Genomic DNA, 15,423 nt, shown 5'->3' on the forward strand with positions numbered 1-15,423 from the left:
TCAACTCCTAATTTTTTATAACATATAAATACTATCACAAAAAAAGCCACTACATGGATTTTTATATCCATATAGTGGCTTTTAATTACTCTAATGTTTATTAATTGTATTTTTTGGCCATAAGATTAATTTACCTTTAATAGCACTTTTTCGTTCAACAGTAACTGGTTTCTTCCCACGACGTGGTGTCCATCTTGGGTTTCTAATTACCGTAGGGTCATTTTTAATCATCTTAAAGACTGACATAATGATCAAGATGCAAACGAACATCAATGGGAAACCTGCTAGAGTACAGAACGTTTGAACTGTCTCGAATCCTCCAACGACAACCAAACTGAATGAAAATAGAATAAATACAACTACCCAGGTCATTCTATTGACACGGCTAGGTTCTTTACCAGGGCCAAGTGGCAGACTAGTAAATGAAGAAAGCACGAACGCCGACGACGAAATTGTCGTTGCTAAGAAGATGAAACAGGAAATAAAGTAAAATGCAAACATGACATACTTCATTGGTAAAGTTCCAAGAACAGCTGAAATCACAGCGGCTTGACCTTGCGTATTTAAAATATGTGTTAAATTCAATGCACCTGTCTTTTGTAGCCATAGTGAGTAACCACCAAAGACAGCATAAAAACTCATACAACCCAATGCACCATAGGTAAGCATCCCCATGACGATTTGTCTGATTGTGCGTCCCCTGGAAATCTTAGCAATGAATAGTCCCATAAATGGCATGTATGAAAGCCACCAGCCCCAATAGAAAATGGTTTCTTGTTGAGCAATTCCTGGACGACCATTTGGCACGGTATTCATACTCATTGGAATGAATTTTTGAATCAATAATCCGACACTATTTGTTTCTGAATTTAGAATGTATACAGTTGGACCGACTAGTAAGACAATTGCTAGAAAAATAATGGCGGTCCAGATGTGGGCATTACTTAATTTATCAATTCCACCGTTTAGTCCCTTAAAGACGGTGAGTGCAAAGATAATAAATAATACCAAGAATAATCCTAGTTTCATATTTAGGTTGTCAGGAATTCCGGTTAAGGAACTTAGTACTTTAGAAATGATTGGGATTTCCAAACCTACGGAGGCTCCTACCCCTCCCATGATTCCAAATACTACTAATAGGTTGACGATTTTTCTGGCAATGTTTTGCCAGAGTTTTTCACCATCTAAGATGGTAATCGCATCACTTAGAGACTGAATTTTGCGTTTCTTGTTATACATCATATAACCAATAGCAATCGTGGGCGCCGCAAACATCAACCAAGCCATTGGACCCCAATCATATTGACCATACATGTGAGCTAAATTGTAAGCCGTCACTGAATATGGTTTAACAGATCCTTCTGGATGTTGAACATATCTCAATGGATCCACCATGCTAAGCATTAAAATACTTGCATCGATGGCGGTCGCAAAGACCATTGAACCCCATTGAAAGTTTTTGTACGCCGGCTTATCCGTAGGTTCACCTAAACGAATATTGCCATACTTTGATAACATCAAATATACAAAAAACAAGAAATTGATGATATAAATCCACATGTAACCCCAACCCATATTGCTGGTTACCCAGTTCAATATGTTGTTCAGAAGTCCTTGAAGTGAAGAACCACCAATTATCAAAAATACTGAAACCCCTAAAAATAATACGACAGTAGGAATAAAGACGAGCTTGTCGATATTTTTACTTTTAAAAATAATAATCCTCCTCTGAGATTAAACACAAAAAGCTGCACAAATAAGTGATTCGTATATAACGAATGACCATCTGCACAGCTTTTCTAAGGTTATACAAATTAAATTCGAATTATTTTTGCATTTCAATTATATTATACACAAATAACAATTTATGTAAAATGTGTCCACATGGGCGTTTGAAAAGCACTTTTTAATTCTTATTTGACTGTTTTAATAACACGAGCTGGATTACCAACAATGACCACATTGTCACCAAACGATTTAGTAACAACTGATCCAGCACCAACAACAACATTTTCTCCCAATGTAACACCTGGTAATACAGTCACATGTCCTCCGAACCAGCAATTATCGCCGATTGTAATTGGTTTTCCCATTTCCACATCGGCCTTTCTTTGGTCTGGATCAAGTGGATGTACCGGTGTGTACAATCCAACATCCGGTCCAAAGTAACAATGATTTCCAATTGTGATTGGACATGTGTCCAACAATGTTAAGTGGTAGTTAGCGTAAAAGTCATCTCCAACATGAATGTTATATCCATAGTCGAATTGAACACCAGTTTCAATCCATAGATTCTTACCACTATTGCCAAGTAATTTGGCTAGTCGTTGGTTTTGTTCTTTATTATTTGATAGTGAATTAATGGCGTTTAACTCTTTTCTAACAACACTACGTCTTTGTTGTAACTCTTCGTCGTATTGTTGATAAGGTTCTCCTGCCGTCATTTTTTCACGTTCTGTTTTCATATTTTGCCAGCTTTCATAACTTATTCAATCATTATTGTATCATATGAAATTATTTATCAAAGAACCCTAAGTCGCGAAGACTCTTTTCAATATCTGATACTGATTTATCCTTATCAATATATTCCGTTGTTTTTTCAGATTCTTTTCTTTTAGGCTTTGATTGTTCAATCATTTGCGGAGAATCAATCTGCTTAGCTAAATTTGGATCAATCTTTCTAACCTCATCTTCTAACAACTTTTGAACTATAGTAATTATCCTGTCTTCATTATCGAGACTAGTATTAACAAATTTGATGGTTTTAAATTCATCCAAAACAGCAGCCAACTGCTTAATTTCTTCAACGTTAGTGATGATTTCACCATTAAAGCTCTGCCATTCATGATTTTTGGCATATGCTAACTTACCATCATTGATAGTTTGTGAAATGTATAAGGAAGGTGTAATCACTTCTACTTGTTGTTGATTTAAATCCATTTCAACTAGCTTCTTTAAGCCATTAATGACTGACAATAATTGCATCTTGGAATTACTAACGCCAAGTATGCCACCACTATCTGATGTTAGCTCATTATCAAAATCGACACAGTAAGCCCAAACCGATGGTCCATTGGAAGCAACATATTGATTCAACCCAGAGGCATTAATATGCTTACCATGTGCAAATAATTTAACTACTTCCTGCGGTTCTTCTGTTTTGTTTTTTACGTCTTCAAATGTAGAGTGAACAATTGTATTCTTTGGTTGATTTAATTTCATACCATCCATTGTATCGTTCAAAAGTTTATCAACAAAATTGTTTCCTTCGTTATCAGCATGTCCCTTAGTCCATTTAAAGTTTAAGTGCTTAAATTGGCCTAGTAATGATGATAATTGTATGAATTCATTTTTGTTTTTAATTACAGATCCATCGCTTTTCTTCCAACCACGACGACGCCATGAGTTTATCCATCCCTTAGTGATTGAATCTAAAACGTATTTGGAGTCCAATATAGCGTCAATAGACTCGTTTTGCCATCCCTGCTTAATGATGTATCTCAATGCGTTAACTAGCCCTAATACTTCCATTTTATTGTTTGTAGCACCGAATTCACCATCAGAATCATAGTATTTCTTTCCATTGCGGATAATTAGATATGCCCAAGCAGCCTTGTCGTCATCCTTAACGTGTTGACCAAGCTTGTTTCCATGGTTACGGGAACCACCGTCACTATAAAGTTTAATTGAACCATTTCTACTCATCTTGGGTGCAGCCTTCTTAACTGTCTTTTTTAATCCCATGTAGGCCTTTGCTTCTGATTGGGTCTTAAAGCTTTTATATTCAGCTCCGGGAAAACCGTTCACTTGATTCTTACATTCGTCCCAAGTGTTATAGATACCGGGCTTTTTTCCTTTTCTTACTGCATAAAATTTACTAGCCATCTTTTTTCTCCTTTTTTGTACAAAAAAAGACTCAGAAAATCTGAGTCCAAAAGATTATTTAGCAGGCTTTGACTTCAAGAATTTTTGTAAGTCAGCAACTTCTTTTTGTTTCTTGTTACGCTTGTTGTTGTTGATTGGACGACGTCCTTGAACACCATTTGGATGACAAATTCTCACTAGAGACACCCCTTCCTGTTAACTATAAATTAATTAGTACCATTATAATATAAAGACGGTACCTAACGCAAATTAGAATTATTCACTCATTATTATATCGATATTGTTTACAATTTACAAGTTTGTGTTAAAATAACCTCAATTTAATAATAAGAGGTGGCAATTTTATGACAAATGATTTTCCCCAAGTTTTAACCATTGCAGGTTCAGATAGTGATGGAAGTGCAGGAATGCAAGCCGATTTACATACTTTCTTTATGCACCATACTTACGGAGCTTCCGTAATTACAGCGTGCGTTGCAGGTAACTCATTTGGTATTCATGACAGTGTCTCTATGCCAGTTTCATTCATCAACCAAGAATTCAAAGACTTAGCTGATGATTTTAAGATTTTAGCATCAAAAACAGGAATGTTAGCCGATGCCGAACTTATTCGTACCGTAGTTGAAAACTACAAAAAATACGATTTTGGACCATTAGTCGTAGATCCTGTTATCATGACTAAACACGGTGCTATGTTACTTGAACAAGCCGCATACGACACTTTGAAGGAAGAATTAATTCCTTTAGCTACAGTCTTAACACCTAATTTCTACGAAGCTCAAAAGTTAGCTGATATGGAAATTAACTCAGATGAAGACACCAAGGTTGCCGCCAAAAAGCTTCGTGACTTAGGCGCTAAAAACGTTATTATTAAAGGTAAACACGTCGCTGGTGAAACAGACGTCGTTAAGGATTACGTCCTATTAGAATCCGGAGAGGACTTCTGGATTGAAGGACCTTACTATCATACAGAACATAAGAATGGTACTGGTGATTCTCTATCAGCAGCCATTACATCTGAAATTGCTAAAGGCACTTCCATCGCCGATGCTATCAGAATTGCTGACGACTATGTCGACAAAGCAATTAAGAATGAAATTTCAGTTGCTCACAAATTTGGTCCAATTAACCACTGGGCAAAATAATAAAAAAAGACTCGCATAGGCGGGTCTTTTTTATTACCACTTATCCGGGCTCCACATTCTACCGTCCAATTCGTCTTGGGCTTGTTGGAGTCTTTTTTGCTGTTCTTTATTAATTCTTTTAATACCATCTAGAAAGGATAATAATTTAAAACTAGTTTCATCCTTTTTCAAATCATCGATTTGCTGGTTCAACCATTCGTTTTGACTAGCCATTATTCATCATCCTCCTTCTTAATCAAATTAATTTCCCATTTCAATTCATCTAGTTGATCATAATTAGATTGAAGATAATCAATTAAAATATCCATTCTATCCTGTTTATCATTAGTTAGCGATTTCTTTAAACCAATTAATTGGTCAATGTACCATTTTTGCAAACTACTAAAACTATCAAAGTTATCATTAGTTAAATAACTACGATAATCAATTAGGAGTTTTTGTTTTTGCACATCAGTCATATATGCGAATTGTGAAATCACAAAAGGTTTCAAAAACTTCATTTGACCACGTTGAGCAATTGCTTGAAAAGGTTTTAATAGTTCTGAGATACTAAAACCTTCCCTGCCACCAACTTGGTAGTCCTTAATTGGATCACCTAAAGTAGTGATTATGCCCATTTCTTTTCCCTTTAATGCTCCCTCTTGTTCATAAGCAATAAAATTCTTGGTAAAGACATCATCTTCATACTTTTTCATCAATGCTGGAGCACTGTACCAATACATTGGGAATTGAAATAGGATTCGATCATATTGTGTCAATCTATTTTGTTCACGTTCTTTGTCAAAAATAAAATTAGTTTGGATTTTATCTAAAACGACCCAATCAACATTTTCAATGTCATACTGACATTGTTTTAAGAATGCTTCGGTCATTGAATTATCATATTCAGGATGTGATACTAGCACCAAAGTTTTCATATTCGTTCCCTCGTTTCTTTAATATCACTATTTTAAATGATTTTGGTTAAAATTTACACTATAACGAATTCACGTATATTAAATCATTGTACGTTACAATTGTTCGCATATTTTGAAATTATTTTTTTAAAATTTTTTCGCTATTTTTTAAGAATTATAAGTATCAAAAAGCCAAAAAAAGCTTTTATATCAACTATTTATATACAATAATTATTATTAAAAATAAATAAAATTATTATTCTGATATTAGTTGACATCACCCCATATTTCGGGTATATTATTACCAATGTGTTACATAGTTTCGATTGTTAAGGTTACTTGTTTTATAGTTTTATGAAATGACCCCTTGATTCAGGCTTTTGATACATTAAGATTTTATAACGCACGATATGTGCAAGGAGGTTTCATATTATGAAACAAGGTACTGTTAAATGGTTCAACGCTGATAAAGGTTACGGTTTTATCACTACTGAAGATGGTGACGTATTCGTTCACTTCTCAGCTATCAACAAAGAAGGTTTCAAGACTCTAGAAGAAGGCGAAAAGGTTACATTGGACGTTGAAGACGGCGACCGTGGACCACAAGCTGCTAACGTTACTCCTGCATAAGGATAACCTCTTAGTTAACTTTTAGTTTAAAAAGAGATCAAAAGCACCCGAGATTTTCTCGGGTGCTTTTTTATTATCTAAAATAAAAAACTTCCTATCTTTATTGATAAGAAGCTAATTAATCTTGAAATGCATGTACTTAGATACGAAGATTACCAATGATTGGATAGGTTCCTTCATTCCATCCTCAGTCCAAGTAATAATAATTTCTGTTAGTCCTCCAGCAATCAATGAAACTAACATCTTGGAAGACTCTTCCCTAGTTTCCAAAACATTTTCATCAATTAAATCGGAAATATAGTATTTTAGTCGTTCTAATAAGATCATGGATAAATCATTTTTCATAATCATTTCCATCATATCTTGATCTTCTTTAACAAGTTCGAAAAAGATGGTGGCGATATCGGTTAAATTATGTGACTGACTTGACGCTAAACGCTGTATAAACGTGGTAAATGAGCTATCAAATCTGTAAATAATGATATCTTTTTTATTATGAAAATTTCGATAATACGTCATTCGTGAAACATCAGCTTGTGCACAGATATCTTTCACATTAATTTCATCAAATGGCGTGGTCTTAAGTAGTTCGAACATTCCATTAACAATTTTATTCTTTGTTGCAAATTTATCTCTCATAAACTTTTGCCTCACTTCAGTATATTTATGAATATATACGAAATTGGGTTTAAATGCAAGTTAAGTCAATTTTCTTTACTTTGAATAAAAATTCGAGTCATAATTTTTAACAAATAAAAATATAAGAATTACAATGTAATTGAGCTTTAAAAATAAGGAGGAAATTTATTATGGCAATGACTGCTGAACAAAAAGTAAACGATAGAGAAAGAGTATTAGACACACCAATGAACAAGGAATTCGATTGGTCAGAAGATACAACCCCTGTTCGTGACGCTTTATGGAATCACTACATGGAAGAAGATGGCAAGGACACCATGGCTACTGAAGCTAAGATGCATCCTTACCTAGACATGTCTAATGATGAAGTAGCAGCAAACGCTGAAAAACTTTTAAAAAAGTAAGCATTTGCTATTAATTTCGACGCTTAACAAAGCTCAACTTACTTATTAATAAGCTCAACTGGTTATGACAACGCCACAAAAAAAGACTTGATACTAATCAAGTCTTTTTTTAGCTTCATTTAATTGTTCATCACTCAGGAATTCACTTGTAAATCTTTGCAAGGGTGTAAATTCATGACGATCCTTGAACTTGACCGGTTCATAGTCGACAACAGCCACTAACATATTATTTTCTGTCAGGAATAGTTGACCAACACCTTTGAATTTACCCTTAGTATGCTTCCCTGTCCGCCAATCGTGCAGCTTGAAATCACATTTGTCATCTTTTTTAATTATATATTGGCCCGATTGGTCTTCATCAACTACAACGCCAATATATCGATTTACTTCATATTTACCCTTCATATCAATCACCTTTCTTATACTTTACCATAACTGATGCAATATATGTGATATCATTGAACAGTTGAATTTACTTTGGGAGATGATCGTTATTCGATCTGTTAATACATTAAAAACAAGGATTATAGCTTTAGTCTTTGGATTGTTATTAAATGCTTTTGGAAACGCACTTACAATTGTATCAGGCTGTGGTTCAGGTATCTGGACCGCCGCGTGTGTAAACATTCATCAATTGTTTGGTGTCGACGTTGGGATTATGATTTTCATCTTTGGGATCATCAATGCTTTAACTAACCAAATATTGATTAAACACATTGATATTTTACGTTTTGTTGAAGAATTAATTTTTATCATTTTCTTCAGTTCATTCATTCAAATCTTTACCAACTACTTTGAATCGCTTGGTTGGAATAATCTATCACCATACATCAGGGTGCCAATGGCATTAATCGGCGTCTGCTGCTTCTGTACAGCCATCTCACTATATCAACGTGCAAATATCTTCATGCATCCAAATGATGATACAACCAACATTCTTCGTTTTGATTATTTAAATGGTAGCGCAATTAAATCACAATTGTTAGATTTTACTCCACCTATTATAATCATTTTAATCTGTGCGATTTTCTTACATCGCATCTACTCAGTAAGTATCGGAACACTGTTCTCAATCGCATTTAACGGTATCTTGATTCAGACCGCAGATAAGTATGTTTTTCCATCCCTTAAGCATAACGAAAACATTAATACCCAAATTCAAAAGCATTTTAAAAAATAAAAAAGAAGCGTTTCATTATGAAGCGTTTCTTTTTTTATGCTTTTTCCACTTTAGAATTAGGTAAATCATAATTCCGCCAATCAATCCCATCCAGCTAAATACGGTAAGCCATAGTAAAGCTAGCAATATTGGCGTCGCATGATAGTACACTTCTAGTTTGTTATGCCCCGGCTTTGAATTGACGATGACACTACCAATTTCGGTTTGCTTAACACTACTAATGTGTTTACCGTTTAAAATCAGCTTAGTATCATCATACTTAAAGATTGGTAATTGCATCGATTTGTTATCATCAGATTCATTATCCCAAGTTAGCAATAAATGACCATTGCGTTTAATCTTCTTGGTCACTTCACCCTTATAATTGATGATTTGATCACCATAGTTACCATATGGATGATAATCAAAATAATTATATGCCGTCATCTTATATTGCACCGGTAGGTAATCAGGCGTTGCTTTCGTTAACATCTTTAGAACAGCACCTGTATCATGAGATGACAAACTATCTCTGATAGCGTTGGTGTCTGTCGTTTGATAATGAAGATTATAATCATTTTGGACTACTTCAGGTGAGAAGAAATGGTGCACACCCTTTCTCACTGATCCACCTGCATCATAAATAATAAAGAAAGTTAATATCAACAATACGTAGTTCTTAAAAGCATTAATCCATTGCCTTTTAGAAGTATCATTAATCATGATTCCGACACAAATTAATAACAAAATAAACGGAATCACAACAAAACGTCGTGGCATTTGAATTAGGTAGGAAATACTTGGAAACTTCTTATCTAGTGGTCCCCATGGAAATAACACTGATGAAATCCACATGAAAAATAATCCGGTAGTAAAGATAATCTTTCTAGATGAACTAATCTTTTTAAAGTTAATCAAAAAGTAAATTGCCACGATAATAAAACCAATTGAATAAATTGGTGGCAATACAAAAACATTCTTGCCAAACAACGCAACCGAATCCTCGTACATATCCAGTTGTGGAGCCACCCCTAATGCATGGTTGGTGAATGAAATTTGCATCATTCCATACCAGACATTGGCGGTCAAACATAATGTTAATAAAACTGACAAAATAGCATTTCGCCACATTTTCAGCTTTTCTTTACTATGAATCACACCATAGATAAACATTGGGACTAGAGCCAATGCACCAGTTAGACTGCTCAACATGTGTGTTTGCAACAAAATTGACATTGGAATTGCTAGTTTTAATACGTTGATAGATTTGTAATCAATCATGTCAAAACCAGCCGCTAATAGCCAAGGTAATAAGGCAGCTCCCCATCCGGTAAATTGCATCCCTACAACCCATCCCATAATCAAATAAGATGACATGTAAGCAATACCGACAAAGACTGCGTATATTTTCTTAATATTAGTCCTAATTGCAAGGTTATACATTGTCATCCCAGCGACGCATAACGTTAACAACGAAGTGACAATCTGGTATCTAACCCAATTGCCAGTAATTAACAAAATTAATCCATTAAAATAAGCCGCTAATGGGCCATATAATGCATTAATAATCCTCCCTGACTGTTGGTATCCATAAATGGATATGAAGTAACTTAAATGACCAGTTTTTAGTTGCATTGCCGCATCATAGAATCGATTCATATGAAAAATAGAGTCAACCCCTAAAATATATGATCCGGTTACGATTTGCGGCAACATAATTAACACGGCAACCAGAAAGATTGTCATGTATGGCCAAAACTTAATCGCTTTTTTCATCGATATTCTTCCTTAAAAAATAATTTACAAGTTCAATATTAACATATAAAAAAGAAGCGAACCTTAAAATCAGTCCGCTTCTTAGTGTAATATCAATATTTTTTAAACTTCGCTATGTTTATCAATCGTTAATTTACGATGTGACTTTTGTAAAATGAAGATTGCTAAAATAACTAATACTGCACCCACAATTTCAATAAAACTAATTGAAATTTGGAAGAAAATAATGCTTAGGATAAATGTAACTACTGGTTGAGTTGCATCGACTAAACTAACAACTTCTGATGGTGCGAAATTCAAAGCATGTAGCAATAGCATGAATGGAAGAATCGTTCCAAATAGAATAATTCCACCAACTCCAAAAACGATACCAGTAGTTAAATGTGGCATGTGTACCCAGATTGGTTGTTTTAGGTTAAAGATAATTCCCGCAATTAGCGTTCCCCAACCTAGAATTACCATTGGTGAGCTTTGACCAACGATGGGACGTGGTAACACAACGTAAAGTGCAGCAGTTACACCAGATAAAATTCCCCAAATTAATGATTCAGGAGTAATTGAAAGAGATGAGAAGTCACCCTTAGTTAGAGATAATACCACTCCCGCCAAAGCGATTACGAAAACCATAATATCAATTGGTAATGGCTTTCTGTGTTGGAATACAATTGATCCCAATAGAATAAATAGTGGTGCTAGATATTGCAAAATAGTTGAAGCATTTGCGTTACCGGTTTTTACACTCATGTAGAAAGTGTATAGGTTAGCACCTAGACCAAATATACCGTAAGCAACAATGCAAATAAATGATTTCCATGACTTAAAAACGTTGAAAATGTGTCCTTTATAAACAATTGCAGAAATAACTAACAACACAATTCCAGAAATCATGGTTCTAGTTGATAGGAACCAGTTAGCTTCCAAATGTTCTGTTTGAGATACAAATTGCAAAATCGTACCAGAAACACCCCAAAGTGCTGAAGCTAAAAAAGCCCAGAAGATACCTTTCATGACATTAGTCTCTAAAAGGCCTGTTTCGTTTTCCATATTTTCACCCCATATAAAGCTATAATTCCAACAGATGTAAACTCTTCTTACTTGAAACCTATAATAAAAAGATATCACAAGTAAGAAAACTTGAAAATAGAAAAAGACTATTTCTACGAAATAATGCGTAAAAATAGTCTTTTTTAGACATTCTATCTAATATCTGGATCCTTCTTATCTCTCTTTTGATGAGATCTTTGTAAGAAGTAAATTGACACGATAATAATGATTGCACCAAGTGCTTCAATTGGTGTTGGAATTAAGTGGAATACAATCATACTTAGGATGATTGTAACAACTGGTTCAACGGCATCAACGATACTTGACACTTCTGATGGAGCAAACTTTAAACTGTATAGAACAGCAGAGAAAGCAAAGATAGTACCTACTAAGATAACTCCACCGATACCTAAAACAATACCTGGTGTAATCTTAGGAGCATCTGACCAGAATGGGTGATAAGCGTTAAAACCAATACCAGCAATCAAAGTACCCCAACCTAGAACAACAAATGGTGAGTTTTCTTTTGTTAGTGGCTTGGGAACTGAGTAGTATACGGCAGCTGAAACAGCTGAAAGTAAACCAAAAATAACAGCAGTCAATGGAACTGATAGTTCACCAATGTGACCGTTAGTGATAATCAAGAACACACCCACTAAAGCTAACAAGAATGAAATTACATCAGCCTTTAGAGGTTTCTTCTTCATAAAGATTAATCCATATAGCACAATAAAGATTGGTGCTAAGTATTGTAGAATTGTGGCAGTAGCAGCATTACCTTCTTGAATACTTACATAGAATGTTGACATGTTAACTGCTAAACCAAAAATTGCGTAGATGAATAATCTAATGATTGATTCTTTTGATTTCCAAACATCAAAAACATGTTTACCAACGTGAATTGAACCGATAGTTAACAATAAAATACCTGCAAATAATGTACGAACTGAAATGAACCATTGTGTAGGAACTGCTTCGTTTTTAGCAACGAATTGCATGATAACTCCTGAGAAACCCCATAGGGTTGAAGCCATTGCAGACCAGAAAATACCTTTCATGACGTTTTCAGTCGTTGTATGTTGTTTTTCCATTTTTAAAACTCCCCGTTTATTCATAATAACAAAATAGTTATTACGATTTGTTTGATTGGCTATGTTTAATCCCATAACCGAAATAAATACATAATCCGCCAGCAAACCAGATAATTGCTAAAATCCATGTATCAAGTGGCAATTGAATTAATAAATAAATACATGCTACCGCTGATACAATTGGTAAGACTGGATATAATGGAACTTTAAATCCATCATTTTTTATATCTTTACGTTTTCTTAGATATATTATTCCAATTGACATGAAAGTAAAGGCAATCAAAGTCCCAATATTAACTAAACTAGCTAGCTTATCTAGCGAAAAGATACCACCCATCACTGCTATCACAATCGTTACGAAGATAACACTGTGGACTGGAACATTTTTCTTTGTGTCTATTTTACTCAATTTTTTAGGTAAAAGTCCATCACGACCAATGGAATAAATTAGACGCGAACTGCTAAATACCATATTTACCATCATAGTAAACATTCCTGCTAACGCACCCAATGAAATTAAAATTCCAAGCTTGTCCAAGTGAATCATTTGTAGTGCAAATGTTACTGGATCCGAAACGTTTAATTTTGAATAAGGTACAATTCCTGTAAGAATAATTGAGACTAATATGTACAAGATTGTACAAATGATTAATGTGCCAATAATACCGATTGGCATTGTCTTTTTAGGGTTCTTTACTTCACCTGCTGAGGCAGCAATAACATCAAAACCTAAGTATGCAAAGAACACTAAGGAAGCCCCCTTGAAAACCCCACTAACACCAAATGGCATAAATGGATTCCAATTAGTTGGCTTAACAAAGAATGCCCCGGCAACTACAAAGACAATAATGATTGCAATTTTGACTATCACCATTATGTCATTTAAACGTGTGGATGATTTAACACCCCTGGTTAAGATCCATGAAATCAATAACACTATTAGAATCGCTATCAGATTAACGTATGTGCCGTGATTCGGATCATAGTTAGCTGATAGTGCCTTTGGCATGTGAATTCCGAAATTAGCCAGTAATGATTGCAAATAAGCTGACCAGCTTGATGCAACAGTTGCTACTGATAGCATGTATTCAAGAATCAAACCCCATCCGATAATCCATCCAGTAATTTCTCCGAAGATAACATTACCGAATGTGTATGCACTCCCTGCAACCGGTAATGCTGATGAAAATTCAGCATAACACATTGCACAAAGTGAACATACGATTGTCGCAATTACGAATGAGAGGATAATTCCAGGTCCCGCAGTTGTTGCTGCAACTGTTCCTGGTATTACGAAGATTCCAGCACCAATAACGGCACCGATTCCCATCATGATTAAATCTTTAGTGTCGATAGTTCTTTGTAAATTTTGATCCCTATCGATGAACTTAGCCAATGATGTTTTACGATTCACCTTAGACAGAATATTCATAAAAATCCCCCTTTTTTACATGAATAAATAAAAACCGCACTAGTTTCCTAACTAGTGCGGTAAAAAAGCACTAGAAAGAATAACTGCTTACCAGCCATTTTTCTAGTGCTTCCGAAGTTTTCATAGCGAAATAATCTCTTCTACGTACTATACTAAACAGCTAGTTCAGATTAAAGAAGAAATTATTATTATCTTGTTTTATTGTCAGAATACAACAAGTAGCCATGATTGAACCTCCAATTTTCATTCGTTCATTTATTTGTAATAATCTTACCGAAAATGTATGAAGAATGCAAGTTTTTTTATTTATTATTAGCTTTTCTTTCCTTTAATTCGGCGTTTAATGATTCCAAACGTTTATTAAGAATCAATTGGACTTGTTGATTTTTTCTCATATTATCGTTAGTCTTCTTAATTAATTCTTCAATCTCAGTGTTAGTGTAACCTGACATCTGTTTTTGCATAATATAAGTATCTTGGTAAGCACTGCTTACGATATCGTAACCACGTTTTCCCAAACTAACTAATCCACCAGCTGCATCATGTAGACTGGGTCTTTGACTAAAGTGATCAATATGAGTCATTAGTTCACGACTAATGGTGTTGTTCCAGAAACTAATCAATGATCCAGCAAAGAATGCTGTAAAGATGGTCATGATTCCAAATGGTCCTGAAACAATAATGGCAACAAGCATAAAGATAATATCTTGAGCACTTCTCACTTTTCTGTACTCAATATGTGTTTTCTCAGAAATGATTGGTGCCAGTGCATCATAAGGAGATACACCTAATTTAGTTGCCATATAGATTGAAGTACCTAATGTAAAAACTAAAATACCAACAATAGCATCGAAGACCATCATAGGAATACTAATTTTACCAGGAAAAATCATTGAGTAAAAAGTACTGAAATATTCAATTTCATATCCTACTAATACCATGTTAAAAATGGTTCCTAATCCGATTTGTTTTCGATCAAAAATTAAAACAATAACGAATAATGCTAAGTTAGCAAATAATTGGAATGACCCCAATGAAGTCCCCAATTTATTGGCCATCCCTGCATTCATAGCAGTAAATGGATCAATTCCGACATGTCCTGAGCGCATAAAAGCAGCTCCAAGAGCAATTAATGTAACTCCTATCAAGGACATAACTGCACGTAAAAATAAATCTAGCGGCTTGTTAATGACGTTTTTTGAGTTATCGTATGAAACGTTTTTCATAATTTTTATACCTTCTTGTGTTTGTTTTTATTAATTATGATTGCGCTTACATTATAACCCTTTTATGTTTCTAAATGAAATAATTTATACTAAAAA

The 15,423-nt window shown here is 34.5% G+C and carries 17 protein-coding genes; 4 read left to right on the forward strand and 13 right to left on the reverse strand.

Annotation, left to right across the window (positions count from 1 at the left end):
* Nucleotides 1–90: 90 nt before the first annotated feature.
* The 4 genes from FD688_RS04950 to FD688_RS07445 form a co-directional block, all read right to left on the reverse strand.
* On the reverse strand, nucleotides 91–1,680 hold the full coding sequence (locus tag FD688_RS04950) for a BCCT family transporter (protein ID WP_138742040.1): 1,590 nt from the start codon (nucleotides 1,678–1,680) through the stop codon (nucleotides 91–93).
* Between the two features lie 233 nt (nucleotides 1,681–1,913).
* Nucleotides 1,914–2,465, reverse strand: a complete 552-nt coding sequence (locus FD688_RS04955) for a sugar O-acetyltransferase (protein WP_138742041.1) — start codon at nucleotides 2,463–2,465, stop codon at nucleotides 1,914–1,916.
* A 49-nt stretch (nucleotides 2,466–2,514) separates the two neighbouring features.
* Nucleotides 2,515–3,885 carry a viroplasmin family protein gene (locus FD688_RS07455; protein ID WP_138742042.1) on the reverse strand — a complete coding sequence of 457 codons (1,371 nt, stop codon included), beginning with the start codon at nucleotides 3,883–3,885 and terminating at the stop codon, nucleotides 2,515–2,517.
* 54 nt (nucleotides 3,886–3,939) lie between these two features.
* Nucleotides 3,940–4,062, reverse strand: coding sequence for a hypothetical protein (locus FD688_RS07445; protein ID WP_257719910.1), 123 nt, complete (start codon nucleotides 4,060–4,062; stop codon nucleotides 3,940–3,942).
* Between the two features lie 167 nt (nucleotides 4,063–4,229).
* On the opposite strand from FD688_RS07445, the gene thiD reads away from it, so the two are divergent.
* Entirely contained in the window at nucleotides 4,230–5,030 is an 801-nt protein-coding gene (gene thiD / locus FD688_RS04965) for a bifunctional hydroxymethylpyrimidine kinase/phosphomethylpyrimidine kinase (protein ID WP_138742043.1), read from the forward strand.
* A 33-nt stretch (nucleotides 5,031–5,063) separates the two neighbouring features.
* Here the strand turns inward: thiD and FD688_RS04970 are convergent, their stop codons facing one another.
* Entirely contained in the window at nucleotides 5,064–5,243 is a 180-nt protein-coding gene (locus FD688_RS04970) for a hypothetical protein (RefSeq protein WP_138742044.1), read from the reverse strand.
* Nucleotides 5,243–5,947, reverse strand: coding sequence for an NAD(P)H-dependent oxidoreductase (locus FD688_RS04975; RefSeq protein ID WP_138742045.1), 705 nt, complete (start codon nucleotides 5,945–5,947; stop codon nucleotides 5,243–5,245). The genes FD688_RS04970 and FD688_RS04975 overlap by 1 nt, the downstream gene beginning before the upstream one ends.
* Nucleotides 5,948–6,358: 411 nt before the next feature.
* Here FD688_RS04975 and FD688_RS04980 point away from each other — a divergent pair, with 411 nt between their 5' ends.
* Nucleotides 6,359–6,556 (forward strand): cold-shock protein, encoded by a 198-nt coding sequence (locus tag FD688_RS04980; RefSeq protein WP_034530568.1) that lies wholly within the window; start codon nucleotides 6,359–6,361, stop codon nucleotides 6,554–6,556.
* Nucleotides 6,557–6,670: 114 nt separating this feature from the next.
* On the opposite strand, the gene FD688_RS04985 is transcribed toward FD688_RS04980, so the two are convergent.
* Nucleotides 6,671–7,195: a TetR/AcrR family transcriptional regulator gene (locus FD688_RS04985; protein WP_034530570.1), complete on the reverse strand. Its 525-nt coding sequence runs from the start codon at nucleotides 7,193–7,195 to the stop codon at nucleotides 6,671–6,673.
* Between the two features lie 170 nt (nucleotides 7,196–7,365).
* Here FD688_RS04985 and FD688_RS04990 point away from each other — a divergent pair, with 170 nt between their 5' ends.
* A complete protein-coding gene (locus FD688_RS04990; RefSeq protein WP_371416561.1) occupies nucleotides 7,366–7,599 on the forward strand; it encodes a hypothetical protein in 234 nt (77 codons plus the stop codon).
* Between the two features lie 93 nt (nucleotides 7,600–7,692).
* Here the strand turns inward: FD688_RS04990 and FD688_RS04995 are convergent, their stop codons facing one another.
* Complete coding sequence (locus FD688_RS04995) at nucleotides 7,693–8,004, reverse strand: hypothetical protein (RefSeq protein WP_138742046.1); 312 nt, start codon at nucleotides 8,002–8,004, stop codon at nucleotides 7,693–7,695.
* 139 nt (nucleotides 8,005–8,143) lie between these two features.
* Here FD688_RS04995 and FD688_RS05000 point away from each other — a divergent pair, with 139 nt between their 5' ends.
* On the forward strand, nucleotides 8,144–8,779 hold the full coding sequence (locus tag FD688_RS05000; protein ID WP_225426109.1) for a hypothetical protein: 636 nt from the start codon (nucleotides 8,144–8,146) through the stop codon (nucleotides 8,777–8,779).
* 15 nt (nucleotides 8,780–8,794) lie between these two features.
* Here FD688_RS05000 and FD688_RS05005 read toward each other — a convergent pair whose 3' ends face one another.
* The 5 genes from FD688_RS05005 to FD688_RS05025 form a co-directional block, all read right to left on the reverse strand.
* Nucleotides 8,795–10,534, reverse strand: coding sequence for a hypothetical protein (locus FD688_RS05005; RefSeq protein ID WP_138742047.1), 1,740 nt, complete (start codon nucleotides 10,532–10,534; stop codon nucleotides 8,795–8,797).
* Nucleotides 10,535–10,636: 102 nt separating this feature from the next.
* Nucleotides 10,637–11,578 carry a DMT family transporter gene (locus FD688_RS05010; protein WP_138742048.1) on the reverse strand — a complete coding sequence of 314 codons (942 nt, stop codon included), beginning with the start codon at nucleotides 11,576–11,578 and terminating at the stop codon, nucleotides 10,637–10,639.
* 152 nt (nucleotides 11,579–11,730) lie between these two features.
* A complete protein-coding gene (locus FD688_RS05015; RefSeq protein WP_138742049.1) occupies nucleotides 11,731–12,669 on the reverse strand; it encodes a DMT family transporter in 939 nt (312 codons plus the stop codon).
* A gap of 40 nt (nucleotides 12,670–12,709) precedes the next feature.
* The gene (locus FD688_RS05020) at nucleotides 12,710–14,101 is read right to left on the reverse strand and encodes an amino acid permease (protein WP_138742050.1); all 1,392 of its coding nucleotides are present in this window, start codon (nucleotides 14,099–14,101) and stop codon (nucleotides 12,710–12,712) included.
* A 302-nt stretch (nucleotides 14,102–14,403) separates the two neighbouring features.
* Nucleotides 14,404–15,327, reverse strand: a complete 924-nt coding sequence (locus tag FD688_RS05025; RefSeq protein ID WP_138742051.1) for a YczE/YyaS/YitT family protein — start codon at nucleotides 15,325–15,327, stop codon at nucleotides 14,404–14,406.
* Between the last annotated feature and the right edge of the window lie 96 nt (nucleotides 15,328–15,423).

The organism is Apilactobacillus kunkeei (genome assembly GCF_005930975.1).
GTDB lineage: Bacteria > Bacillota > Bacilli > Lactobacillales > Lactobacillaceae > Apilactobacillus > Apilactobacillus kunkeei_E.

Bases quoted from the DNA above. Each gene is read 5' to 3' on its own strand.
- FD688_RS04955 (WP_138742041.1), bottom strand. From the start codon at position 2,465: ATGAAAACAGAACGTGAAAAAATGACGGCAGGAGAACCTTATCAACAA.
- FD688_RS07455 (WP_138742042.1), bottom strand. From the start codon at position 3,885: ATGGCTAGTAAATTTTATGCAGTAAGAAAAGGAAAAAAGCCCGGTATC.
- thiD (WP_138742043.1), top strand. From the start codon at position 4,230: ATGACAAATGATTTTCCCCAAGTTTTAACCATTGCAGGTTCAGATAGT.
- FD688_RS04970 (WP_138742044.1), bottom strand. From the start codon at position 5,243: ATGGCTAGTCAAAACGAATGGTTGAACCAGCAAATCGATGATTTGAAA.
- FD688_RS04975 (WP_138742045.1), bottom strand. From the start codon at position 5,947: ATGAAAACTTTGGTGCTAGTATCACATCCTGAATATGATAATTCAATG.
- FD688_RS04980 (WP_034530568.1), top strand. From the start codon at position 6,359: ATGAAACAAGGTACTGTTAAATGGTTCAACGCTGATAAAGGTTACGGT.
- FD688_RS04985 (WP_034530570.1), bottom strand. From the start codon at position 7,195: ATGAGAGATAAATTTGCAACAAAGAATAAAATTGTTAATGGAATGTTC.
- FD688_RS04990 (WP_371416561.1), top strand. From the start codon at position 7,366: ATGGCAATGACTGCTGAACAAAAAGTAAACGATAGAGAAAGAGTATTA.
- FD688_RS04995 (WP_138742046.1), bottom strand. From the start codon at position 8,004: ATGAAGGGTAAATATGAAGTAAATCGATATATTGGCGTTGTAGTTGAT.
- FD688_RS05005 (WP_138742047.1), bottom strand. From the start codon at position 10,534: ATGAAAAAAGCGATTAAGTTTTGGCCATACATGACAATCTTTCTGGTT.
- FD688_RS05010 (WP_138742048.1), bottom strand. From the start codon at position 11,578: ATGGAAAACGAAACAGGCCTTTTAGAGACTAATGTCATGAAAGGTATC.
- FD688_RS05015 (WP_138742049.1), bottom strand. From the start codon at position 12,669: ATGGAAAAACAACATACAACGACTGAAAACGTCATGAAAGGTATTTTC.
- FD688_RS05020 (WP_138742050.1), bottom strand. From the start codon at position 14,101: ATGAATATTCTGTCTAAGGTGAATCGTAAAACATCATTGGCTAAGTTC.
- FD688_RS05025 (WP_138742051.1), bottom strand. From the start codon at position 15,327: ATGAAAAACGTTTCATACGATAACTCAAAAAACGTCATTAACAAGCCG.